Source organism: Stieleria tagensis (assembly GCF_024129865.1).
Lineage (GTDB): Bacteria > Planctomycetota > Planctomycetia > Pirellulales > Pirellulaceae > Stieleria > Stieleria tagensis.
In genome coordinates this window covers 110,060-136,040 of the sequence record NZ_JAMYFE010000060.1, presented here as the reverse complement: position 1 = coordinate 136,040, position 25,981 = coordinate 110,060, and the positions used below count along the sequence as shown (strand labels likewise).

Annotated in this window: 7 protein-coding genes (1 of these 7 only partly in view); 2 read left to right on the top strand and 5 right to left on the bottom strand. The window is 55.8% G+C overall.

Going from position 1 to position 25,981, the window contains the following annotated elements:
• Nucleotides 1–18: 18 nt before the first annotated feature.
• A complete protein-coding gene (locus NHH03_RS15395; RefSeq protein WP_253157624.1) occupies nt 19–1,056 on the bottom strand; it encodes a DUF1593 domain-containing protein in 1,038 nt (345 codons plus the stop codon).
• A 255-nt stretch (nt 1,057–1,311) separates the two neighbouring features.
• Here NHH03_RS15395 and NHH03_RS15390 point away from each other — a divergent pair, with 255 nt between their 5' ends.
• On the top strand, nt 1,312–2,418 hold the full coding sequence (locus NHH03_RS15390; RefSeq protein ID WP_253157622.1) for a cis-3-hydroxy-L-proline dehydratase: 1,107 nt from the start codon (nt 1,312–1,314) through the stop codon (nt 2,416–2,418).
• Nucleotides 2,419–2,461: 43 nt separating this feature from the next.
• Here the strand turns inward: NHH03_RS15390 and NHH03_RS15385 are convergent, their stop codons facing one another.
• The 4 genes from NHH03_RS15385 to NHH03_RS15370 form a co-directional block, all read right to left on the bottom strand.
• Nucleotides 2,462–2,845 (bottom strand): hypothetical protein, encoded by a 384-nt coding sequence (locus NHH03_RS15385; protein ID WP_253157619.1) that lies wholly within the window; start codon nt 2,843–2,845, stop codon nt 2,462–2,464.
• 170 nt (nt 2,846–3,015) lie between these two features.
• Nucleotides 3,016–10,395, bottom strand: a complete 7,380-nt coding sequence (locus tag NHH03_RS15380; RefSeq protein ID WP_253157615.1) for a pre-peptidase C-terminal domain-containing protein — start codon at nt 10,393–10,395, stop codon at nt 3,016–3,018.
• 588 nt (nt 10,396–10,983) lie between these two features.
• Nucleotides 10,984–11,934 (bottom strand): fatty acid desaturase family protein, encoded by a 951-nt coding sequence (locus NHH03_RS15375; RefSeq protein ID WP_253157613.1) that lies wholly within the window; start codon nt 11,932–11,934, stop codon nt 10,984–10,986.
• A gap of 551 nt (nt 11,935–12,485) precedes the next feature.
• Complete coding sequence (locus NHH03_RS15370) at nt 12,486–13,166, bottom strand: MarC family protein (protein WP_253157611.1); 681 nt, start codon at nt 13,164–13,166, stop codon at nt 12,486–12,488.
• Nucleotides 13,167–13,422: 256 nt separating this feature from the next.
• Here NHH03_RS15370 and NHH03_RS15365 point away from each other — a divergent pair, with 256 nt between their 5' ends.
• Nucleotides 13,423–25,981, top strand: partial view of a CARDB domain-containing protein gene (locus tag NHH03_RS15365; protein ID WP_253157609.1) — the beginning only. 18,113 nt of this gene lie beyond the right edge of the window; 12,559 of the gene's 30,672 nt are visible here — the first part of the coding sequence; its start codon is at nt 13,423–13,425; the stop codon falls past the right edge of the window.

Here is a 25,981-nt window from a genome sequence, read left to right as displayed (position 1 = left end):
GATTTCTTTCGAGTGATTTCAGGGATTGGGATTCATGACTGGGACCGAATCAACAGTCGTGCCTGCACACCATTTCATTCGCTGCGCAAAATCCGCTTGGAATGCTCCGCGCCAACGGCTGACGGTGGTGCGAGGATCGAACGTATCGGTTGCCGGAACATCGTGGTACCAGCCGTCTTTCTGACGAACAAATCTGCCACCCCATCCCGGTTGGGTCGGATCGTTTGGATCATTGCCGCCGCGCGGTAGAAAGAACAGCCACGCCGGCGTGTCACCCTCTTTCATACAGCGGTGCGGGTTGGGTGCAGTCCAGGTTTGTGTGGGGTAGAGTGCACCGAGCGGTCCGCGCGAGAGAACGTTTTGCTGGACCCATTCACGACTGGTCAAACTTTCGTCCCCGGTCAGATAGGAACCGCGGAAGGTAGCCATGCGTTTGTCGGAACCCGCGGGGGCTTTCGACAGGATGTAATGCATTCCAGTGAATTGTTCTCGCATCCAATCCGCGATGCCGTCTTGATCGGCGATGTCATAGACACGAAATTTCTGAACGAATTCGTTGAATTGCTGTGCCGTTCGTTGCTTGCGAACTCGCCACAATGCTTGTGCCAGATCGGTTTGGCCGCCCCAAATCGTGATGTTCAGCGGGTTTTCGGCGGAACCGGAATCCACGCATCGGATCAACCAATTTGAACCCTCGGTGTCATGGTCGTTGCCGATGACGGCTAGGCCTCGATGGGGGTTCCCGGATTTGACACAGGCCAGCAACGTCTCGGCGGTGGGCCAGTCGTTCGCATGTTTCGTCAGATTGGGACGGACTTTGTCGTAGGCCTGGATGATTTCACGAATCAAATCTGGCCGAGTGATCGCTTGTTTTAATTCACCGGGAGTCCCGGATGCGGATGCGATCAAGCCTTCGATTTGAAACTCATTGGCATAGACCATCAGCCGAACCATCGCTTGCTGATCGTCTGGATCCCCTCCGATGTCGGTCAGGACAACCAGTCGTGGTGGTTGCTGCGTCAATTCTTGCGATTGAGAGTTCAGCGTGCCGAACATAACGATCGCAAGCCCCAGAAAAGCAACTCGCTGTGGAGGCAACATTGTTGGCGTACCGGTCTATCGGAAGGTGGTGGGGGATTGGGGGGGCTTTTGGCAGACCAGTTTAATGGTTCGGAGAGCGGTCGTTGAAAACTTTTATGCGCCCTGCGGCGATTGCGACGTGACTTTTAGCAAAGCGCTGTCCGGCTCGGCACGATAGAATCGGCCACCCAGCCACAAACCAACGAATGACGACGGGAATATGAGATTGCCATGATGAAGATTGCTCGTGTTTTTGCACACCGTGTTGAACTGCCATTGAACGAGGGAAGTTATAAATGGTCGGGCGGGAAATCGGTTTCTGTGTTCGATAGCACCATCGTTGGAGTGGAAACGGCGTGTGGTCTGGTCGGCTATGGCGAGGTCTGTCCGTTGGGACCGTTTTATCTTCCGGCCTATGCCGAGGGCGTGCGAGCAGGCGTCCGCGAACTTGCTCCGCACTTGATTGGCATCGATCCACGTGAGCTGGGAGTTTTGAATCACCGGATGGATGCTGCATTCAAAGGCCACGCGTATGTGAAGTCGGGAATTGATATCGCTTGCTGGGACATTCTGGGTAAGTCGTGTGGGTTGCCTGTTTGCCAATTGTTGGGCGGGCGATTTGGCGAGAGTGTGCGGCTGTATCGTGCCATCTCGCAGGTCGCTCCGGATGAAATGGCCAGCAACGTTGCACTCTACCGCGACCAGGGTTACACCCGGTTTCAATTGAAGGTCGGCGGTGATCCCGATACAGACATTCAACGCATTCACGCGGTCCGTGAAGTGCTGGGGCCCAATGAGCGACTGGTGGCAGACGCCAACACCGGCTGGACACAACACGAAGCGATGCGCGTCGTCCGGGCGGTGCGAGATCTGGATGTCTATATTGAACAACCCTGCCTGAGCTATGAAGAATGCTTGGCGGTACGCCGGCACACCGACCATCCCTTTGTGCTGGACGAAAACATCGATAGTTTGGAGATGTTGCTGCGTGCCAAGCGTGATCTGGCGATGGACGTCGTGAATCTGAAAATCAGCAAACTCGGCGGGTTAACAAAGACCCGACAGGCCAGAGACCTGTGTGTTTCGATGGGGATTGCCATGACGTTGGAAGACAGTTGGGGCGGCGACGTCACCACGGCTGCGATTGCTCATTTGGCGCATAGCACTCCCGAAGAGTTTCGTTTTACCAGCACTGACTTCAATAGTTACGTGACGGTCAGCACGGCCGACGGTGCCCCACAGCGCGAACAAGGATTCATGGCGGCAAGTACCGAACCGGGACTCGGCGTATCACCCAAGTTGGATGTGTTGGGCCAGCGCGTGCTGGATGTGTCGTAGGCCAGTCGATCCGTTTCCGGGCGTCGCCCGCTCACGCCGGCTCTCATTCATCGACTTCAATGGTTGTTGAATGGTCGTCCTGTGGCTGATCGGTATCCGTCGTTTTCGGAACCAAATTCTTGTTCTCGATGGCGTCGAGTGTTTCATCGAGTTTCTGCTCGGCATCGCGAACCAGTTCGTTGGCGTCTTCGGTGGCGCGTTGAATCCCTTCCTTTGCTTCGTCGCGCGCATCGGCGACGATGTCCACCGCGTCGACTTCGGCGTCGCTGATCATCTCGGCGGCGTCCTCACGCGCTTCCGCGAGGTCTTGCTGAGCCTGTTCGGCTTTTTCCCGCAACGTCTTCGGCTGGGAATTGTCGGTACAACCCGCAACAAAGGAAACAGCTAGAAGTGCTGGCGCCACAATCAGTGTTGCGTTGAAGTTCATGTTCATTAGGGGTCCGTGGGCGAGAGGTTGTGATTGCCAATTTTGGGATTGGGCAATTTTTATGCCAAATCCAGACCCGGTGTCCAGCGGCAGCCGGCGAGCGGGCGCGCGTCTGTGGCGACCGGCTCTGGTCGCCACACCACACCAGCCCTTTCTAAATCGCCGCCGCGTTAAAGCACCACTTCCACCGACTTTTTGGTTTTGACATCCGTCAGTTGGTCGCCCAGGCCATCAAAGAACAGGTCCTCCCCAGAACTTCCTGTCAGTTTGTCAGACTGGTTGTCGTCATCGACCGTCAACAATTCATCGATGGTCTGGACACGGTCTTGATAGGAAGCATCCGATATCCATTCGGCCAGCAAATTGAAGAGTGCATCGTCTTCGTCATCGTCCAGGTTGGAACTGCCTCCGACCAACACGTCGTTACCGCTGCTACCGACCAACCGGTCCGATCCCGTTCCACCAATCAAGAGGTCTTGGCCGGAGCCACCGATTAGCGTGTCGTCACCGTCGTCCCCTAACAGCACCGATGCGCGACCGCCCTTTAGGTGGTCATCGCCGCCGCCACCGTGCACCACGGTTGGGATCGCAATGTTGCCTGCCATCGTGAAGTGATCATCGCCTTCACAAAGGTAGCCGATGATTTTTTCAACCGTTGACACATCAAATGTTTCAAAGTTGCCAGACGCCAAGAAGCTCGCATGGACTTTTAGCATTCCATCTTCCGTCTGGTCGATCGAGACCTGGTCGTGGGTGTTGGACCCGATGATCTGTAACACTCCGTTGTTGACCCTCAGTCCTGTCACCCAAGCTTGCGCATTGGCCTCGGCTGTCCCCGAATCGTCATCGCTGATCATCATCGAGAGTTCAAAGATCCCTCCGGTGGCAAACTGGTGAGTGACTTCAAATCCGACGCTTCCTGAAAGGGCGTCCACATTGGTGATCGTCAACACGGCACCGTCGATCGCGACAAACGTATCGCCGGCCGAGAGGTCGGCTGTCGCGTCCAGATCAAACACCGACGGGTTGGATGTGTCATCCCAGCCGATCGCGACCTGATGGCGATCCAATCGACCGGCATCGCGGAAGGTCGCTGACACAACGACGTTTTCTGCCACAGTGGCTTTGTTGCTCTCCACCGCGCTCACGGAGAGAGATTCAATTTCGGGTGCCAGATTGTTGACTCGGACCGTTGTCTGTCCCGCATAGCCGGCAAACCAAAGATCAATCTGACCTTCGCCGCCGGGGCGATTGGAATGGAAGTACAGCCCATCGGGGCCCGGTTCGGCGTTGAATTCCAAGAGTGTCGAATTGACGGGAACGGTCAAAACCGTGGGCGTTCCAAACGCATCATCGATGGTGGTGCGTGTGGAGACGTACAGATCTAATTGCCCCGATCCTCCCGGTCGGTTCGAACTGAAGTAGAGGGCGAGTGAATCTGCAGTGAGAACGGGACCACCTTCAAATGCTTGCGTGTTGATCGCCGATCCCAGATTAACGGCTGATCCAAACATTTCGGTGGTCGATGGTCGAGTAGCCATCCAAAGGTCATCGCCGCCGAAGCCGCTCGGGTCATTTCGGCGTTGGAAGAACAGCGTCAACCCATCGGCCGAGATCGCTGGAGCAAATTCGGACAACCCGGAATTGACACCTGAGGAGAGATTGATCGGAGCCCCAAATGAATCATCGATGGAAGCACGATGGGAGACGTACAGGTCATAGAATCCTTCTCCCCCAGGCCGGTTGGACGAAAAGTAGAGCGACAAACCATCTTGCGAAAGGCTGGGAGCGGTTTCAAGACTGGGGCTGTTGATGGCAGGCCCCAGGTTCGACGGCGCAGCAAACGGATCCGTGAGTTGCTCACGCGTTGCGACGTACAAATCCAATGCTCCGGAACCGTCAGGTCGATTCGCATGAAAGTACATCTGTCGCCCGTCCGCTGAGAGTGTCGGACCGCCATCATTTAGATTGGTATTGATCGCTTGACCCAGGTTGATCGGGTCGCGAAAGCTGATCAAGTGGCTGGGCAGCGAAGGGCTGTCATCGTCGGTCACACTGGCGTTGATCGTGTAGACATCCCACGGAGTGCCGTTTCCCGGCGCCAAGCCATCGTCGGCGTAAACGTGCCGGACGTCGAAACGAAGTTCGCCAGTCGTCAGATCGATCCCCGTGACACTTAGGACATCCGATTCGGAAACCGACGAAAGCGTGTCGCCAACAGACAAGGAGGCCGCCGCTGGAATCAAAAACGTCGCAACATCCGTCTGGTTCGGATCACCCCAGTTGATCGATAGGCGATGTTCATCCAGCGATCCCAGGTCGGTCAACGTACCGCTGAGCACCGCCGCTGAATTCTCACTGATGGACTCGGCCGGATCCACTCGCAGCATCGGGGCAATGTTCTTGATCCGAACACTGGGAGACGATGAAACGTGTAGTTGAACATTGTCCAAGCTGACGTTCATGTAACCCAGACTGTCCTGTTGTTGAAAACTGATTTGAATCGTCTGGCCGGTCAGTGTCTGCAACAGCGAGGTCAGGTCAAATGATCTGTTGTTCGGTTCCAACTGTGAAAGGGGATCACCGGGTTGAGTCGAATAGACTTCTTGGATCAGATTGCCGGAGGTGTCCATGACCAGGGCCCGCCACTCTTGACCTGGTTCGACAAACCCCGCAGTCGCATAATTTCGAATTCGGTCGGACCAGCTTAAGGTGGCCGATGTCACCGAATTCGGTACCAATATGGGTTCCGATAAAATATTGACGCCAGGCCCATTTTGGGTCGAGATGGCATCAAAGGCACCTTCGATGGGTGGGAGTTCAGTGGCTGGCCCTGGCGGAACCAATGTACCATCGTTGATCAACCAATTTCCGCCACCTGTGCTGGTCACCGTCCAACCACTGAAGTCACCGGTTTCAAAGTCTCCGTTGACGATTAGCTGGCTGTCGATCGTGTCCGCCACCAGTCCACCCAGGTCCGTCACTGTCACGGAGACCGTACTGGTGTCTTCGGTGGTTGCGTTGCCGGGTGCCGTTCCATCATCTAGATACTGATGTTCCGTCACCGTGTAGTGAACGCTGCCGATTGCATGATCCAACGCAGTGATTTGCAATTGGGCGTCGTCACTGGATGATGCAAATGTATCCCCGATCGACAACGAGTGAATCGCTGGCACAGCAAACGTGGAATTCGCAGCATTGGGGTCGTCCCAGTCAATGACCACCGAGTGTGAATCATCCAGGTCACGATCTTGATAGGAGCCCACCAGTGAAATCGATTCGTGCTCGAAAATTTCGTTCGCACTTAGAAACGTTGCACCTTGCTGCGGCGCCCAGTTGACATCCAAGACGTATTCACCATTGCCGTCGGTTTCACTGGCGACGATGACTTGGTAGACGCCTGAGGTGACCGCGGTGAAGGTGTCAATGCGCGCATTTTTTCCGTCAGCTGCACTGTTGGAATCGAACGCAACCGAGTTGCCATGGGGATCAAGAATTTCGAGCGACGGATCCAATTGATTTAAGCCGTCGACCGGACTGTCATACGGGGTGCGTGTGGCGAGCTGAATTGGTTGGCCCGAGGAAAGCGTGATCTGATAGGTGTCCACGTCCCTGTCGGTTCCGACACCGGCTTCGACCTGGAACGAACCAACGAACGTATTCCAATTGTCGCCTGCGGTGGCATACTCGTTGTACAACCAAAATGTTTCGCCATCGGGGTCGATGGCTAAACCGCTGTAGTCGCCCCAGCGGTTGCGGCCGATGCCGTCGAATCGGTTGTACGCTGCTTCGCCACTGCGGGCGGTTTCGACCGGTCGAGTCGTTCCCAGCGGGTCGGTCGCCAAGCGGCCGGTGTAACCGATACTGGCAAACTGAGTGGGGCCGGCCATCGAGAACGCGATGCCCATGTCGCCGTCGGCATCGACGTTGACGTGTCCCATCCAGGTATGCAGCCCCGGACCAGGGTCGACGTTGCCATGTTGGACTAGGCTGGGGACCGGGCCGCTGACATCGAATTGGTACCACCGCATCACGGTTTCGTTGTCCACCGCCGGATCCTGAATTGCGTGACCTGTCCATAGTGATCCATCGCGCACGACCCCGGACATGATCCGCTGACTGACCGAATCCAGTGGTGCGCCGCCCGGTTGGGGAACATCCGTGGGAAACAGGAAGATTGGTACCGAGACGGATTGGGTTGTCCGCGTGCCGCCGGTCAGGACGCCGGACAGCGTGTGCAACCGGATTGCGTTATTTCCAGTGGCCTCGGCAAAACGCATCGGCGACCCCGGATCATAATTGTTGACCGGATGGATCGCGAACGAACCGCTGATCACCTCGTCGTACAGAATGTTGATCGGTCCACCCGATAACAACGGTGTCTTTTCAATCGCGAACAGCGAGACGTGGGAGAGTCCGCCACCGTCGATTCCAAATTCGTTGCCCGTGATGTAGATCGCATCGCCATCAAACCCCAGTTTGGGATAGTCGGGAAAGGTCGGTCCGCCGGTGTTCTGGTGTGTTCCCGTCCGGTCAAGGACGTACTTGTTCCAGTCGGTTGTCAGGTTGGTCGGATTCGCGTCGGTCGACACCGCCAAATACATTCGGCTGGACCCGCGTGTGGGGCCGCTCCTGATGCGGTCAATTCCGATCGCATAAAACCGGTTGCTGCCGGGATCAAAGGCCACCCAGGGGTCGAACACCGCGTCGTTCGTTGGCCAAAAACCTCCGCCGCCATCCAGATCGGCCTTTGCCAGATAGGCTCCGGTCACTTTGTCATGAATGGCGATGTCCGTATTGACCATTGTGACCACTGACGTTGGGCCGGCGGCGATGATCGGGTCCGGCGGAATGTATCCGCTGTCAGTGGCGAATTGCAGTGATTCAAATGCGTTGATCAACCCCAGGTCGACATCACCGCCCAGTTGCCGTTCACTTAAGAAACCCAATCCGCCTTGGTAGGCATCCAGCGACCGCAGCGATGAATTGGTCGGCTGGTTCGATTCGGTATCAAAAACCAATTGATCAGTGATCACGATGCCGTATCGGCCGGACAGCTCCGACGCGACTCGCAGTGTGTACACACCATCGGCCGGAACCAGAAAACCTGCGATACCGATGTCGTAGTTCTCTGCACCCATGGACCCGCTCGCCAGCACCGTGCTGCCGTCAATGTCCAGCAATTCCAGCACAATGTCGTCTGTGGACAGTTCGCCTGCAATCGATGGATCGAAGGACATAGCGATGTCGATGGAATCGCCGGATTTGCCGGTCAAGTCCAATCGATATTCGTCTTCATCGGCGGGGGTCGGATCCAGGACGCGAAACGCCAAGTCACTGGGGCCGCCCACACCCGTCTGGCCGACCAGAGTCGAGATGCCGGTGACTGGATCGATGGTCCAAATCGCTTGATTGCCGTCGGCGGCACGCGCTTGCGATGTAAACAGCATGCCGTCACTCGGCCGGACCGCCAGCCCTTCGTGACCGTCAAAACTGGTGCTGATGGTGGTCAGTGGCGCACCGGTGCTAAGGCTAAGCGTGTGCAGCTGGTTGAACTCCGCCAAGTACAGCGTTCCATCGGGCGCGAAACCGATGCCACCACTGCGGTTCTGTTGCGTGTTGCCGACCAGACTGGCAACGCCTGTCGAACGGTCAATCGTGTACAGTTCGCCATTTGGGAATGAGGTGCTGTCGGCATTGGAATGGGTCCCGAAAACCAAATCCGTGCCGGGTTGGATTGCTAAATCGCCAATGCTGATCGGAACCCCATTGCGAGTGATCGGGATCGCTGACAGCAGGCTGCCGGTGTCTGGATCCAACTGCACCAACTCGCTGGTGCGATTTCCCTGCGGGCCGTCTATCTTGGACGCCCATAAACGACCGGATCCGTCAAAATCGAGCCCCGTGATTCCGCCGGGCGTGATCGGGTCCGCCAGCAACGTGCCTGCACCGGTGTTTTGATCAACGATTAGGACCCCACCTGGATTGAGCGTGGACCCACGGGCGACGCCGGCATACAAGGTTTCCGCGGATCCGCCCGGATCCACAGCCAGGCTGACGCCGTCGATCTCAATCTGTGCCGGCCCTGTTCCAGACTGTGGGACCTGTTCGCGGAAAAAGATTCGGACTGTGTCCCCTGCGTAGGCCGAGACATCGACGGCGTGGGTTTGCCAATTTGTATTGCCGGTCGGATCGGTTGCTTGGGTGCCGGTCGAGAATGAATACAGGGTTTCCAATACCGTTCCCGTCACCGGGTCGTGGAGTTCTACATCGTATAAACGAGGCGTGGTGACGGTGCCGCCAAGAGTGAAGTTCCATTGCACTCGATCCATCCAATGCAGCGTGGCGTCCGAGTCGCTTGGTATCGTGACATCTTGGTACAGATGAAACTGCATCGGGCCATTGCCATCGAACCCGTTCCAAGCAACATAGGCACCGTCCTGTGGTTGAGTTTGAAGCATCCCAAATCCACCGCCGGTCGCAGCGGTATCAACTGCCCATGGCCGGAAAGGACTAGCGGTTGTTGCAGTCGACCAACCGGTGAAATCGCCCGTTTCAAAACTGCCGTTGATCAACAATTCGTTGGGCGACTGTTGGACCGGGGCATTGGTCCCCTCTGGGAACCGGCCTGGTTCACCTGGATCGCCATACAGGTCCGGTGTGGATGCAGGCGATTCGCTGCCAACGGTTGCGGCGGGATCGATCGTTGCGGGTTCGGCAGCAGGCGTTCTGCCAGTCGCTTCGTCGGTATCAAACTGTCCCAAGATTCCGAATCGACCCGATCCCAGATTGATGAACGATCCCGATGCATCTTGTTCCAGGCCGTCGGCGTTGTCGAATACCTCCACCGATGCATTTCGATACAGCGCTAGGTCGTAGTCGGCTGCCACGTCGGCGGTGATTTCAACCCCATAGTCACCTTCGATTGGAACGCCCAGCGATTGAATCTCTAGCGTTTCACCGGGACCCGCCGCAGTCACGTTGGCAATGACCGCGTTATTAGGATCGCGAACCGTCGCCGTCAACGTCGCCGAGTCGTCAAGCGGACGGGCAGCGAGAGTCAAGGTTTGGTCTGATTCCAAGTAGACGGCCGTGGCATCGGACAGTGGTCCCGGCGTTGTCACCAGGATGTCATCAAAGGCTCGACCGTCTGAATTGAAACCGAAGTTATCGTATTGCTGAAACTTGATTTGAAAATTTGATCCCAGCGCAATCCCAGCGGCGGCAGCTTGCGAATCGAGATCGAACTGGAACGTTGTGTAAACACCGTTGGGTGAGTTCGCACTATTGAGACTGACAAGAGTGTGCCAAGTGTTTCCATCGTCGCTGATCGAAACTCCGTCGCCGTTGAAACTGCCTGAGAAGACCGCTGGCAATGGATTGGTTTCGTCACCCACGGATTTGTGCGAGAACTCCAAATCTGCTTGGGTGTGATTGGAAAGATCCAGCGTTAAAATGGCTTCGTTCAAATTGAAGGGCCCAGAGACCGAGACGTCCATCGCCAAATGAGAGTCGCCGCTTTGTGCCGGTGTGCCCAGCAAATCACTCACGCCAACGCGACCATTGGGGGTTGAAGAGTACGTTGACCAGGACGGACCCAATCCGCCAGATTCAAAATCATCTGCGAACAGAGGAGTCGCTGCGCCGACCTCACCGGCCACCGATGCTTCGAACATCAATCCACCACTCGGGCCGACCCGGTCCCAGACCACGGCGAGCAGCCGCCGGTCTTCAAGTGTTTCTAGGACCTGCCGGCGACGTCTGGGGGCCTGGTTGATTCGTCGGCGGCTTGGCTTTTTTGACCGAAATTTGAAACGGCTGGTCATAGTCGTCTGCCCGGTGAGAGAACCTTGAAGATGCGTTTTCCAGAAAAGACCAGGGCAGAAGGTGCCGATCTGCCATCATTACGATGGGGATCTGTTACTGCACTGGTGTGGGGGTGATGGTAACGCACCTCCCCGACAGATCTCAACAATTTGACGAGTGCCAAATCAAGAAAATGTAAGATTCTGTACAGTAAGAGTCTTGCTAAGGGGACTTCGGTCGCCATTGTCGGCGTGACCGGTCAGCGCCAGCGGATGTGGCGTAGGCAAGAGATAACACGGATTTCCGGAGCCCAATCAGGAATCCGGCGCCGACTAGTGACCGGCTTCGGCAACTTCTAACCCGGGCATGCTTTCGGAGGCTGCAGGCGTGTTGCTCGGAACGGAACCGATTTGACTGGTCCCCAAACTGGGAAAGACCAGTGACAACACGTACTGACGCATCAGGAACCAAATCAGGTTTCGTTCGTTCAGTTGCGGGTCAATGGAATCGCTGGCCGCCGCATGCACTTGTGGCAGTTTGCTCCAATGCATCCCCGGATTGTCGTGATGAACGGTGTGATAGCCATTGTTGAAGAACAGGAAATTAAACCACTTTCCGGTGAAATTTCGCGAATGATCATGCTCGGACCAGGCATCGGTGTGCACGTGCTGGATGAAGTTGAAAAACATGATGATGGTCGACGAGCATATCGCGGGCAGAATCACTGACAGTCCCCAGACATACAATCCCAAACCGGTTTGTTGTCGGTGGTACAAACACGCGGCCAATATTCCCAGCCCCGCGTAGGAGCCGATCCAGAACGCATATTGAAACCGAATCCGTGAATACAGTTTTGGTTTTCGAAGTTTAGCGCGATCGATGTAGTTGCGAATGGGGATGCTTTGGAAATATCCCGACACGAACGGATACGTCAAAGCAACCCATAACGAGTGTTTGTTCGTATACCGCCATGTCGCCGTTTCGTCACCCGGACGATTCACAAATTTGTGGTGATTTAAGTTGTGCGTTGGTACCCACATCAATGTCGGGTAGCCGTAAAAGATCGTCAGCAGATGCCCAAAGACATTGTTCCAGCGCTGGTTGCTGAATGTCGCACGGTGGGCGTGATTGTGAGCGATCGTGCCACAAGCGATTGCCACATAGCAGCTGACCGGGCACAGAAACCAAATCCAATCCGGACGACAATATTGGACAACAACGAGTGTGATCGCAATCGCGACCCACAGCATGGATCGGTAGTCAGCTGGGTTTCGAACTGGCATCGGGCGTTTTTACAGATAAGACGAATTCAACTTCGAGACCAGGATCGGATGGTCCGCCGGCATCTAGATCCGAGAGGGATCGTAACAGAAAGCCGGCAAACCGCGTACAGCTAATTGAATCTCACGCAGATTCGGCTGCGCTGTGGCAAACGCTGGCAATGAAACAGGTTGTGCATTCCCCGCCATGACCGTGTACCGCCCAATTCGAAGCCCGTCGCAGCAACAAGTCTTTGTTCTGTGGAGCTGGGGCGCGGGCGCAGGAACTCGCCAAGGGGCTCTGTCCCCAGTCATTCCTCACTTCATCTAACCTCCCAAACCCTCCAAACTCCCAACGCCACTCCCGCTGTCCAACCAAATCAGGCTGGCGTCTCGCATGAATCAAAGCAGTGGCAAGTCTCGATGCGTTCGTCCATGAGTGGATAGGACGGAAGCATTAATGACAGAAAAATAGGGGGCAGAAAAATTGGGAAGTTTGTTTCATGCAATCCGGCGGTTGGATGTCGCGTGACGAAATTCGCAGTCGGTCTCCATCGGCCGCAAGTTGCATAGGTTTAACGTGAAGGGTGAGTGAGGGACTCCGTTGGTTTTTCGGAACCCACCGTGGATGGCTGCGAATGGTGTGAGTTCTCAACCTGTTCAACCGGGCGAACCGTAAAGGAGTGGAAACCGGTCAGGGCAAACTGAACCCCCATCGCCAAAACGATTAGGCCCATGAATCGAGTCAGCGTGTCCTGCAGAAACCCGTCGCCCCGCGATTGACCACCAAAACGCGACACACCTAGCATCACCAGCCAGGTACAGGTGGTGGCGACCGCCACCGCGATCAGCGCGGTGACCGGAAATCCTAAACGGGTGTGGGCGGCAGAGATCGTGATCACGCCTGTGATGGTTCCCGGACTGGCCGCAAACAGGATCAGGGGTGTCAGTGACGAGCCCGATTTCTCCTTCGCCGCCGCCGGATCCCGGCTGAGCATGCCGAAGCCCATCCACGCCAGCACCCCGCCGCCGGCCACCATGAAGGCGTTCAGCGAAACGCCGAAAATGTCCAGCAGACGTGTCCCCAGCAACGCGGAAACCACCAGGATCACCAACACGGCCAGTGCCGCGCGGGTGGCTTCAGCAGTCTTCTGCGCGACAGGTTGCCCGGCGATCGCCCGAGCAAACATCGCCGCGCAAATCCCTGGATTCATGAGTGAAATGATGGTCACGATGGCCTGGAGCTGTTCTTTCATGATGGATTCTCGCCCGGTTTCGCCACTCTCGACTCGATAGCTGTCGTGCAGTCTAGGAATTCATCTTCCTTCATGTGCGACGATCAGGCGGGCAGTGGGGTTTTGTCCCGATAAACCCCTTTCTGTTGGTGGACAAGTGTTGATTGTCGCGATTCTCTGGGAGACAATCAGGCCGCAATCCTGTCGGGGTATTGGCGATTAGCTAACGCGTTGGAGCTGCGACCACTGCCCCCTTAACCCCATTGCCGAGCACCCCATGTTTCAGTGGCGAAAAAGTGGCGGAGTCCCCTCGATCAAAAGCCGGAAGAAGAGGAAACCGCCAGCCCACCGCAGCCACCTCGAGTCACTGGAAGCGAGACGTCTGCTTGCTCGCGAAGTCTCGGGCACCCTCACCGGCGATGACACCTGGGCAGGAACGGTTCATGTGACGGGGGACGTGACGGTTCCCGCTGGTTCGAAGCTGACAATCGAGCCTGGCACGGTCGTCAAGTTTGAAGCCGGGCGTTGGCTCACTGGGACGGGATCGATCGATGCAGTGGGGACGTCCAGCCAACCGATCGTATTTACAAGTGAGCTGGATGACACCGTCGGTGAAGACCTGACGCCTGGTAGCGATGGAGCACCGTTCCCTGGCAACTGGGAAGCCCTCTACCTGCGCGGCCCCGGGAGTGTTCTCGAGCATGTCGAAGTTCGTTTTGCCGGAGACACCGACGGCAACGGGACCGGTTCTGGGCAAGTCGAAGCAATTCGCATTGACCACAATGCGACCGATCCTTCGACCGAAACACGGCTGACCAATGTGAATGTCACTGATGCCTACTCCAACGGAGTGCATGTCCTTCGCGGAGCACCAACACTGCAATCGGTGGATGTCAGCAACGGTCTGGGATACGGGTATTATTTTGACATTGATTCCGACCCGATCACCAGCAATCTGACCGCGTCCGGCAATGCGGGTGGAGATCGGATCGTTTTGCAGACCGGCAACCTGGTCGAAAACCGAACCTGGGACTACGGCGATCTGCCCCTGCACTGGACCAACGGCAGCATCTATGTTCAGTCGGATTCGGAAGGGAATCCGGTGACACTCTCGATCGCCGCCGGGACTGTCATCAAAATGCCGAAAGCCCATTCGTTGTTGGTACCGCAAGGGGTGTTGCATGCGGTGGGGACTCCCAGCCAGCCCATTGTCTTCACCGCGGCGACAGATGATTCCATCGGCGGTGATTCCAACGGCGATGCCGATGCGACAACATCGTATCCAGGATACTGGGAATCGATTTATCTGGACGGCCCGAACAGTGTCTTGGAAAACGTGGAAGTCCGTTACGCCGGTGACACCGATGGCAATGGAACCGGTTCTGGTCAGGTCGCTTCGATTCATTTGAATCATGCAAACATGGATCCGAGCACAGCGACACGCTTGAAGAATGTCCGCATCTCGGACGGGTACTCGACCGGCATCAATGTGATTGCCGGGACTCCGATCCTGGATACGGTTCATGTCGAAGACTCGTTGAACGTCCCGTTCTATTTTGACATCGATGCTGATCCGTCCGTCAACGGCTTGACCGGACGCGGCAACGCCGGTGGTGACCGAATCGTGTTGCAATCCGGTACGCTTCGAGTCGATCGCGATTGGGATTATGGCGACCTACCGCTACACATGACATCGGGGAACTATGTCGTCGATGATGCCGATGGAGCTCCTGCGACATTAACGATTGCGCCCGGCACGGTGTTGAAAATGCCGCGGTCCTATTACTTGTTCTCAGACTCAGGATCCATCAACGCCGTTGGAACGGCAGCGGAACCCATCGTTATCACTGCGGAAACCGACGACACCGTGGGTGGTGATTCCAATGGAGATTTAGACGCGACGACGCCGTATCCAGGGTACTGGGAATCGATTTACCTGGACGGGCCCGGCAACGTCCTGGAACACGTCGAAATTCGTTTTGCCGGTGACACCGATGGCAACGGAACCGGCGGCGGACAAGTCGGTTCGGTCGAAATACGCAGAGAAGAAGCGAACGAATCGGTGCGCCTGACCAGCGTCCGAATCTCCGACGGCTACTCGACGGGGATCAATGTTCGCGGCGGCACTCCGACCCTGCAGAACGTTCATGTCGAAGACTCGTTGAACGTTCCCTACTATTTCGAGATCGACTCGGCACCTATCACGAGCGGTTTGACCGGTCGCGGCAACCTCGGTGGCGATCGAATCGTTTTGCAACCGGGCACGCTCGTAGAGGATCGCACCTGGGACTACGGTGAATTGCCAATTCATTTTAACTCTGGCAACGTGATTGTCCGAGACACCGATGGAGTTCCGGCAACATTGACGATCGCAGCGGGCACGATCATTAAAATGCCAAGGTCCTATTATTTGTGGTCAGACACTGGCACGATCAATGCCGTCGGTGATGCAAATCATCCGATCATCATCACTGCGGAAACCGACGACACGGTCGGCGGTGACTCCAACGGCGACCGAGCGTTCACAGCGCCTTATCCCGGCTACTGGGAGAGTCTTTACCTGGACGGACCCGATAACGTCTTGGAACATGTCGAAATTCGTTACGCCGGTGATACAGACGGCAACGGAATCGCGGGCGGACAAACGGGATCGATCGAGGTGCGGCGTTCCGAGACCGATGCGCACGTGCGATTGTCCGACGTGGTGATCAAACACGGTTACTCCACAGGCGTCAATGTCTTGGGGGGCACACCGACGCTCGATCACGTTCATGTCGAACGAACTCTCAATGTCCCGTTTTACTTTGCCATGGCTGCTGCGCCGATCACCAGCGAGCTGACCGGCAAAGGAAATCTGAACGGTGACGCGATCTATCTACAGCCGGGCACACTGACTGAGGATCGAACCTGGGACTATGGCGAGCTTCCGATTCACTTCAATAACGGGGACTACGTGGTCGGTGCCGACGGGGACGGAAACCCGGTGACACTGACGATCACGCCTGGAACTGTCGTCAAAATGGACCAGAGCCGATACCTCTGGTCACGACAGGGCAGCATCCATGCGGTTGGAACCGAGAGTCAACCGATTTTCATTACGGCTCACTCGGACGACTCGGTCGGTGGCGATTCAAACGGTGATGGGCTTTCAACAGCACCGTTTCCGGGATACTGGGAATCCGTCTATTTGGATGGACCCGACAATGAGTTCACTCATGTAACGATTCGCTATGCAGGCGATACCGATGGCAATGGGGTTGCAGGTGGGTACAAGTACGCGATTGAATCCACTAGCGACGTCACGTTGACGAATGTGAATCTGGAGTTGTCCTACGGCGGCGGACTTCACGCCGACGGTGGTGATGTCATTTACAACGGCGGAACGCTTGATACGACCACAACCGCCGATCACGCTGACGGAGCGATCTGGGTTCAACAAGGATCGTTGATCGCAACCGACTTGAACATCGTCAACACGTCGGGCGCAGGCGACGTCGGAGTGTTTGTTGCCGACGCTGCAACCGTCAATATCTCGAACTCAATCTTCATAGGCAACTCCGCTGCGGTCGGTCATTTGGGAACCGACCGCGCCGCCGCACTCTTTCAGAACAACTGGTGGGGAAGCGCGGCAGGACCACACGACCCGTCCGCCGCCGATGGCTTTATCAACGACAATCCGGCCGGTCAGAGTGTGGCCGACTACGTCGATTACGGCAATTTTTTGACGGTTCCACCCACTCATGCTCTCGGGCCCAGAGTGACTTCGGTGCAGCGGTTGGCACCGATCCAGGAACCACTGCATCACCGCTATGAAGCGGAAAATAATGCTTGGGACGATTCAAGGACACGCAACGGTACGCCCATCGGTGGCACTGGCTACGAGGCAGGGCGAGCTGGAGGAGCTGCGTTTTCGTTCGACGGGGTTGATGACTACGTCGATTTGGGGGATTGGGCACCGGAGGGCGATTGGACCGTCGCAGCTTGGGTGAACCCCGATATCGTTCCATCGACAGGAACCGTTGGACTTGTCGGCAGTCAGTCGTTACAGCGAGATTGGTCGATCTCGATCATCAATGGGAATTATGTCGCAATCTATGGAAATGCCCAAACACTTGACAGCGGTATCGCTGCGTCGGTCGGTGTCTGGTCCCATGTCGCAGCGACTCTCCGCGACGGTACCTTGGAACTGTATGTCGACGGCGTGTTGCGCAACAGTGTTGCGAATGTTCCCGCTTACACGCCGTCCAATGGTGGCATTCGTTTAGGCAGCGCAACGTATAACAACGCTGGTTTTCTTGCTGGACGGCTAGACGAAGTTTCCATCATCGAACACGGACTCACGGGAGCCGACGTGGTTTCGCTTCGTGATTCAGGAGCACCTCTAGCCTTCCACCCCCAAGACAGGTTTCTGGTCACACTGGACCGCCCGATTGATGCGACCAGTCTTGGACCTAGTGACATCACGATCTCGGGACCATCGACCGTGTCTGCGGTTTCGGTAGCCATGGTTTCCCCGTACTCCGCCGTCGTGACCTTGTCCGGTCAATTGGCCAATGCCGGAAGCTACCTTGTCTCCGTGGGGCCGGACATCTGGGGAACGGGCGGTTCATTGATGGACCAAGATGGCGACGGTGTTGGCGGTGAGTCACCCGACGATATTTTCAGCACCTCATTTCTGATTGACAAGCGGGGCCCACGCATCGTTGGCCAAACACCCAGCGATACGACAGGCACCGTGTTGACGTCGATGGACATTACGTTCAACGAAGCGGTTGATCCGGATTCATTAACGGTCCAAGACATTCAATTGTTTGATCCTGACAGTTTGGCGGCTCTGGATCGTTATGATCCCACCACAGTCATCGACGGGTTCACAGTCGCGGTCTCAAAATCGGCAAGCTCTTTCAACTCACTCGATGGGGCATTGTTGGTGATCGCCGACGAATCTCGCCGATTGGCGACAACATTGGTCAATGAACCGGTGATTAACTATGGAACGTCTGCCGGTTCATTTGGCGCCGATCAAACGATTCCGGTAGTGGCCAGTGACACGAATTATCTGGTGCTGGATGCGACGGCCCAGATCACGATTCCCACCGCGGGCAAATGGACGTTTGCCGTCGCTAGTGACGACGGATACCGATTGGATCTCGGAGGACAAATCGCAGAGTTTTCGGTCGCACGCGGGATCGCGACGGACCTGCACGTTTTTGATTTTCCCTCCGCGGGCCAATATCCACTGCGTCTGGTGATGTTCAACGTGACCGGTGGGCTGGGGTTTGAACTCTCGGCAGCACAAGGCGATTTGGACACCTTCGACACCAACGTGTTCACACTGGTCGGCCAGCCCGACGGCTTAACCGTCACCACCAACCCGGTGCGGCCTACGGCCAAGATACAGACTCTGTCGGTTGAACCGACCGACGAAACGAACACGACGTTCCGAATCAGCTTTCCGCCGCAACCGCTTGATGGGGAATACGGCTTGTTCGTCGCGCCGGCCGGCACTGATCTTCAGGGAAACCTACATGATCAAGACAACGATGGCGTGGGCGGCGAGCCGATCGACGACCGCTACATCAGTCGAATCACTGTCGCACGTGATCCACTGAAGGTGGTTTCTCAATCACCGTCAAACGCGATCAACGGTGCGCTGGAAGAATTCACTGTCACGTTCAACGTGCCGATCGATCCGAGCAGTTTTGCGACCACCGACGCTCGTGTCATTGGCCCCGGTGGTGAAGTCGCGGTAACAGACATTCAGCAGATTGACGCGACGACCTATCGAGTGAAAGTCGATCGGTCGACTGAAGATGGCAACTACCAAATTTTCATCGGTCCCGACATCACTGACCCTGCCGGTATTGCCATGGACAGCGACGGTGATGCAACGGTTGGCGAAATCGAAGATCGCTACGTGGGCAGCATCCAAGTCGCCGGTGGCGGCCCATTTGTCACGTTCTTCACTCCGGCGGGCACCATCGGTCCCGGCATCGACACCGCGGAGCTGATATTTAGCGAACCGATTCGACTGAACTCATTCTCTGCCAGCGATCTCAAGCTGATCGGACCCAACGGTCCGATTGCCATCACCGCCATTGAACCGTCCGGTCAGCGTTCGTTCTTGTTGAATTTCGCACCTCAAATTTCCGGTGGCCAATACACGATTGCCGTCGGACCCAACATTGATGACTTCGGCGGTTTGTCGATGGACCAGGATCGCGACGGTGACGCCGGCGAAGCCATTCAGGATGTGTTTAACGCTTCGTTCGACATCGATGCGTCGGGGTTGCAAGTCCAGTCTTACACGCCTGATTTCGTCACTAAACCGTACGCCTTTATTGACGTCGTGTTTGATGAGGCAGTCAATCCGTCCACGTTCACGCCGCAGGACATCACGTTGTCCGGTCCGAGCGGACCCATTCCAATCAGTCAAGTCGTGGCAATGGACATTGACAAAGTCCGGGTCTCGTTCGGGACGCAAACGGCGTTGGGCATCTACACGTTCCAAATTGGTCCAAATATCACCGATCTGTCTGGCAACCCGATGGACCAAGACGCCGATGGAACGTTTGGCGAACCCGTTGATGACGTGTTCGAAGGGACCGTCACATTTGCATCCCCCGACTTGGAATTTATATCCGCGGTCATCCCCAGTGACGCGAGCAACGGGGATTTGGTGACGATCGAGTGGACGGTGCAAAACAATGGAGGGGCGACCGCGGCAAAACCGTGGACTGATCGGGTGGTGCTATCAACCGACAATGTGTACGGCAATTCGGACGATCAATTCCTGGGAAGCGTCACTCACAACGTGGAGCTCGGTCAGAGTGAATCCTACACGGCGTCCATCACCGCCTCGATCCCGTTCTCAATCTCGGGAGACTACTTTGTCTTGGTTCGCACTGATTACACGAACAAGGTGTATGAACAGGACGAATCGAACAACGTATTTTCCAGTGCGATCAACATCGATTTGGCGGACCCACCGGCCGACCTGATCGTCGACGCGATCTCCGCCCCAGGCACCGCATTTCTCGGCGACAGCTATGACGTCACCTGGCGTGTTCGAAACGATGGAACGGCGACAACTTTGGTCGACAGTTGGACGGATCGTGTTTATTTGAGCACGGATAACGTTCGCGGCAGTGACATTTTCCTGGGCAGCTTCACACGCAACGGCAATCTGGATTCCAACGCGTCCTACACTACGACGGCAAGTCCTGTGATTCCAGTCGGGATTGCTGCCGGCGATTATTTTATCATCGTTCAAACCGATGCCACCAATCGGGTCAATGAACCGACCGCCGAAGACAACAACGCGACCGTCAGTGATTTTCAAGTCAATGTGGCGCAGAAGCCGCTTCCCGATTTGATCTCGTTTGGCGTTGCGACTGCTCCTGACGCTTCCCCAACCAGCGGTGAATCGCTGTCACTCAGTTGGGTGACACAGAACGACGGTGATGCGATCGCGACGGCTCCCTGGGTTGAGCACGTCTACTTGTCAGATGATGTTCAATTGTCCGCAGACGATATTTTGCTGGGCGAACTCAGCAGTTCCTCGGACTTGGTCGTTGCTGCCCAATCCAATCGTAGTTTGAATATTTCGCTGCCAGACGGGATATCTGGAACGAAGTATTTGTTGGTCCTTCCTGATGCGGAGAACATGGTCAACGAAGGGGCAGGTGAACCGACGGGACTTGCGAGTTTGGAAATCGATGTGACCGGATTTCCCTACGCTGATCTGACCGTCAGCGAAGTCGTTGCGCCCGAATTGTTGATTGGCGATCCCGTCGATTTAACAGTGTCATGGACCGTGGAAAATGTCGGTGCCGGTCCTGGACGCCAGTCCGCGTGGACTGATCGTGTCGTGATGTCCAGGGACGACGTTTTAGGTAACAACGACGATATCTTGCTGGGCGATTTCGAGCACTTTGGTGCCGTACCAGCCGGTCAGTCCTACACGCGAACCGAGATCATTCCGCTTGCCGCCCGAACCAGCGGCCGATTCACACTGTTTGTCCAGACCGATGTGGATGACGTTGTCTACGAAATGTCTGGTGATGCGTCCAACATGAGTTCGACGTCAAACAACGTCGACGTGACAACCAAACCGTACAGCGATCTGTTTGTCGACTCCGTGCAGGTCAGCAGCGGGCAATCGCCCACCTCGGGATTGCCACTGCAGCTGAACTGGACGGTTGGCAACCGTGGGATCGCAACGACGGATCGTGATACCTGGACTGACTACATCTATATCAGTGACAAAGAAAACGGAAGCAACTTACGTTTGATTGGTAGCAGTACGCATGGCGGCGCGATTGCGGTTGATGGTTCTTACACGCGAACCGAGTCGTTTGACTTGCCGCGTGATTTGGACGGGCTGTACTACGTCTTTGTTCGCACCGGCGGACCGTATGAATTCTTGTATGGCGGTAACGATGCAACCGGTGGAAACCAAGGCCGTAGCGATGCGGTCGACGTGTTGTATGTGCCACCGACCGCCAACTTGATCGTCGAAGATGGCTCGATCCTCTTGCCGGACGCCCCAGGGGGTTTTCAGGACCAGAGCAACATCGAAATTTCATGGACCGTCAAAAACGATTCTCTGGATCCTGGCGGGATTACAGAAGGCGGTTGGACCGACCGGGTTTATTTGATCCCAACGAACGATTCAAGAATCATCGAACTCGATCGTTTTTCTGTTGCCGAGCCGCTGGAACCGGGGAAGTCAGTGACGCGAACAGAGCTGATCAAGCTGCCGAAGGAAACCGGGCAATTTCGATTGTACGTTCAAACCGACGTCACCAACCGTGTGCTCGAAGCCAATGAACTGGACAACGCCAGCTTTTCGGATCCGTTTCAGATCAACTACAAACCGCGTCCCGATTTGCGAGTTGACGTCACCAGCGAATACCCTTCATTGGTCACCGCTGGCACGACGATCGACGTTGAGTTCACGGTGCGCAATGCCGGCACGGCCGACACTCCATCGGCCGGCAGTCGATGGGTTGACCGGGTCTGGTTATCATCGTCGTCCAGCAGTACCTCTGGCGCCATCCTGCTCGGAGAACTCCGAAATGGATCGGCGCTTGGTTTCCTTGGGACAACGTCGGGGCAAGCGACCGAGTACCGCAGTTCGGCAAGTTTCCAAATTCCTAGGACGGCCGTTGGTAATTACTTCATAGTGGTTACCGCCGATGCGAAGGGGGCAGTTGACGAGTATCCCAATGAAGGCAATAACCTGGCGGCGCAAGCGATTGCAATCGATGCCAGGCCGGTTTCACCGCCAGACTTAGTCGCAGAGACCATCGCCGGCCCTGGTGACACCTTTGACGACTCCACGATCACGGTGCGCTATGAGGTATCCAATCGTGGCGCCGGCGTCACCGAGCCCGGATCTTGGACGGATCAAATCTGGCTGACTCTGGGGCTGGACGGCCCCAATTCGTCGCGTGGTGATCGCTACATTGGATCGTATCGCCACGGCGGGGTTCTGGACGTCGGAGAGTCCTACGAAGTCGAGACATCGGTCAAGATTCCAAAAGGACTGACCGGCCAGTATTTCTTAACGGTTTATGCCGATGGTGGCAGAAGTGTCTACGAGGCTTCGTTCGCCGAGAACACCAACTCGGATGCGCCGAACGATCTCGAAGGCAATAACTATGCCAGCACTCCGATCAATGTGTTGCTGACACCGCCGTCTGATCTGCGTGTACGCGAGGTCAATGTTGCGACCGATCAGCCGATCATCGGTGGGCAAAAAGTCTCGCTCAACTGGATCGTCGACAATATTGGAACGGTCGCAACCGATCGCGAAAACTGGGCCGATGCGGTCTATGTCTCGGAAGACAACGTCTATGATTCCGGTGACCAACTGGTTTTTGCAATTCCTCACACCGGCCGACTGCAGCCCGGTGCCGAGTATTCACAAGACGTTGAATTCACTCTTCCGCCAACCGCTCGTGGCAGTCATTTATTGGTTCGCACCAACGTCGATCCGCGGATCGCATTGACCGAAGACGCAAAGTTTCTGGCCGAGGTAGCCGCCGTCTTGAAACGAATCGAAACGGCAACAGGAAAGCCGATCGGTGAAACAAAAATCGGTGACTTGCAAAAGTTCTCGCAAAGCGAGTTGCGAGAGATTTTGGCCGGTCCGACAAATCAATTGGTCGAGGTGTATGAGGGACCGTTCGATGACAACAATGTCGGCGCCGTCAATGCTACCGTTGTCGACGCGGTTGCCGATCTCACGGTCGAAAATGTAACGGCATCAGCAAGTAGCTTGTCCGGAGAACCGATCACGGTTTCCTGGACCGTTCGCAATTCGGGCCCCTATGCCACGAACGAAGTGACCAAGTCGGTCAAACAATACGTTTACCTGTCGAAAGATCCAATTTTTGATGCAAGTCGGGCAACCCTGGTGGGGTCTCATGTGAAGGTGTTGGGCGACGTAATCCAGCCGAACGATTCGTACAACGACAGCATGATCGTGTCGTCGCCTCCAGGCAGCAGTGGGAATTGGTACGCGCACGTTTTTGCCAATGTATCGTTGTATCGCGGCAAGCCTGTCTTATCCGCCTATTCCAAAAGCGCGTTCCCAGGTTGGGCGAAGGCGTTCGTCGATCAAACCTGGGAAGATGGCCACAAAGATGACAATTTTGCATCATCGGACAAGATCGACATACAGTATGCCGAACCCAATCTGGTGATTTCGAATCTTTCTGCGATCCCAACCAGTCCCGACAGCGGTTCGTTGATGGACGTGACGTTTACGGTCACCAATTCGGGGACTCGGGAAACGCGGGTCGATCGTTGGACGGATAGAGTCTATTTATCGACTGACACGTCAACGGATGCCTATGACATTGAGCTCGGCAAGTTGGATCGCAACGAGTTGCTCGGGATCGGTGAAAGTTATCAAGTCGCGTTGCAAGTTCGCGTGCCGAATAATATCGGCGGTGAATTCCATGTGATTGCGCAAACCGATGCAACCTTCGCTGATCGCGCCGCAGCACTTTATTCATTGCCCTATCCAATCGCAGAAGGTCGAACACGGCTCAGAGGCGTGAGCGACAAGGTATTGGAGTTCAACGACGAGGGCGACAATCTCGCGTCTGTGCTGTTGGATGTGCAATTTGTTCCGGCACCCGACCTATCCATCGACTCGGTCGACTTCGTCAGCCCATCGATTCCCGCGACAAACGTCGTCGAGGTGGGCGATGATATCACGTTCACCTACACATTCACCAATGACGGCGGTCGGATCCCCGATTCGCAAGTCCCGTTTATCGATCGCGTCTATCTTTCTCGCGATCGATTGCTGGATGTATCGAGCGATCTGTACGTCAAACAGATCAAACGCACCGATGCGGTTGGGCCGGGGCAAACCGGTACGATCACTGAAACAGCGAGGTTGCCTCGCGGAATCGTCGGTGACTATTTCATCATCGTTGCCACCGATTTCCCGGCAACGGCACGACCTGATGGAGAAGTCATCGAAATAGATGAAGACAACAACATCACTGTTTCGGCGACACCGGTTCTGATCGTTCAACCGCCTCCGTCGGATTTGCAAGTGATCGATATCGCAGCACCCTCGACCGGCAATGTCGGTGACGTCTTGTCCGTTTCTTGGACGGTTGAAAATCGAGGTGACGAAAAAGCAAAGTCTCGTATCGCCGACGCGGTTTATCTGTCGAATGACAGCCAATGGGACATCGGTGACAAGTTACTCGGTCGCGTCGAACCCTCAACGGTTCGAACCCTGAATCCGGGAGAATCCTATTCGGCGAGCTTGGATTTTGAAGTGCCTGCTGTCTTGCCTGACGGATACCGCATCATTGTTCGCACCGACATCTTTGATGACGTGGTCGAAGGCGAAAACAATCGCAACAATGAATCCGCATCGACCGACGAAGTCCATATCACGGTTCCGTTGTTGCGGCTGGATATTCCACTCGACGACCAAATGGCCGTTGGCGTCAGCCGATTATTTCAGTTGGATGTGTTGCCTGGCCAAACGATCAAAATTGACCTCGATAGCGCCAATGACATCGGACGGCACGAGCTCTACGCCGCCCACGAACGATTGCCATCCTCCTTTGACTTTGATGCAGCCTACCAGGGTTACTTGTCCGCTGACCAGACCATGACTATCCCCGAAACTCTCGGTGGACGGTACTTTGTGCTTGCCCGTGGCGGGGTTCGGGTCGACATCGAAGAAAATAATCCGATGGCGCGCGTCGAATATCCGATCTCGATGAACGCGACTCGGATTCCGTTTGGCATCACCAACGTGACGCCCGATTCAGGTGGTGATGATCGATATGTCACTGTCACGATTCAAGGCGCCGAATTCCCCGATCAAGCGGCCGTTCGTTTGGTCCGACCGACGCTTGCTGAATTTGCGCCGGTATCGGTTTCACGGATCGACGCCACCAAGATCGTTGCGGTCTTCGATTTGCGTGACGCCCCACATGGCTTGTATGACATTCAAGTGTTGCATCCCGATGGGCGTCTCGCAATCGATCCGTACAGGTTCCAAGTCGAATCGGCCGATCCACTGCAAGTCAATGTCGGCGTGGGCGGTCCCAGCCAAATCGACCTGGGCGCCACGGGCGGATACGGGTTTGCGATTCAAAATCTCGCCAATGTTGACGCGCCCTACACCCTATTCGAATACGCGTTTCCCAACGCAAAGAACCGTCGACCGGATTTGATTCCAGGGCCGGCGATCGAATTTGCAAGCGGCCTGCGTGGGGACGCGACAACCGTTGCACCTCTGTTTGATTCAATCAGTACGTTTGACTTTTCGAGTGTCACGCCGGAACTGA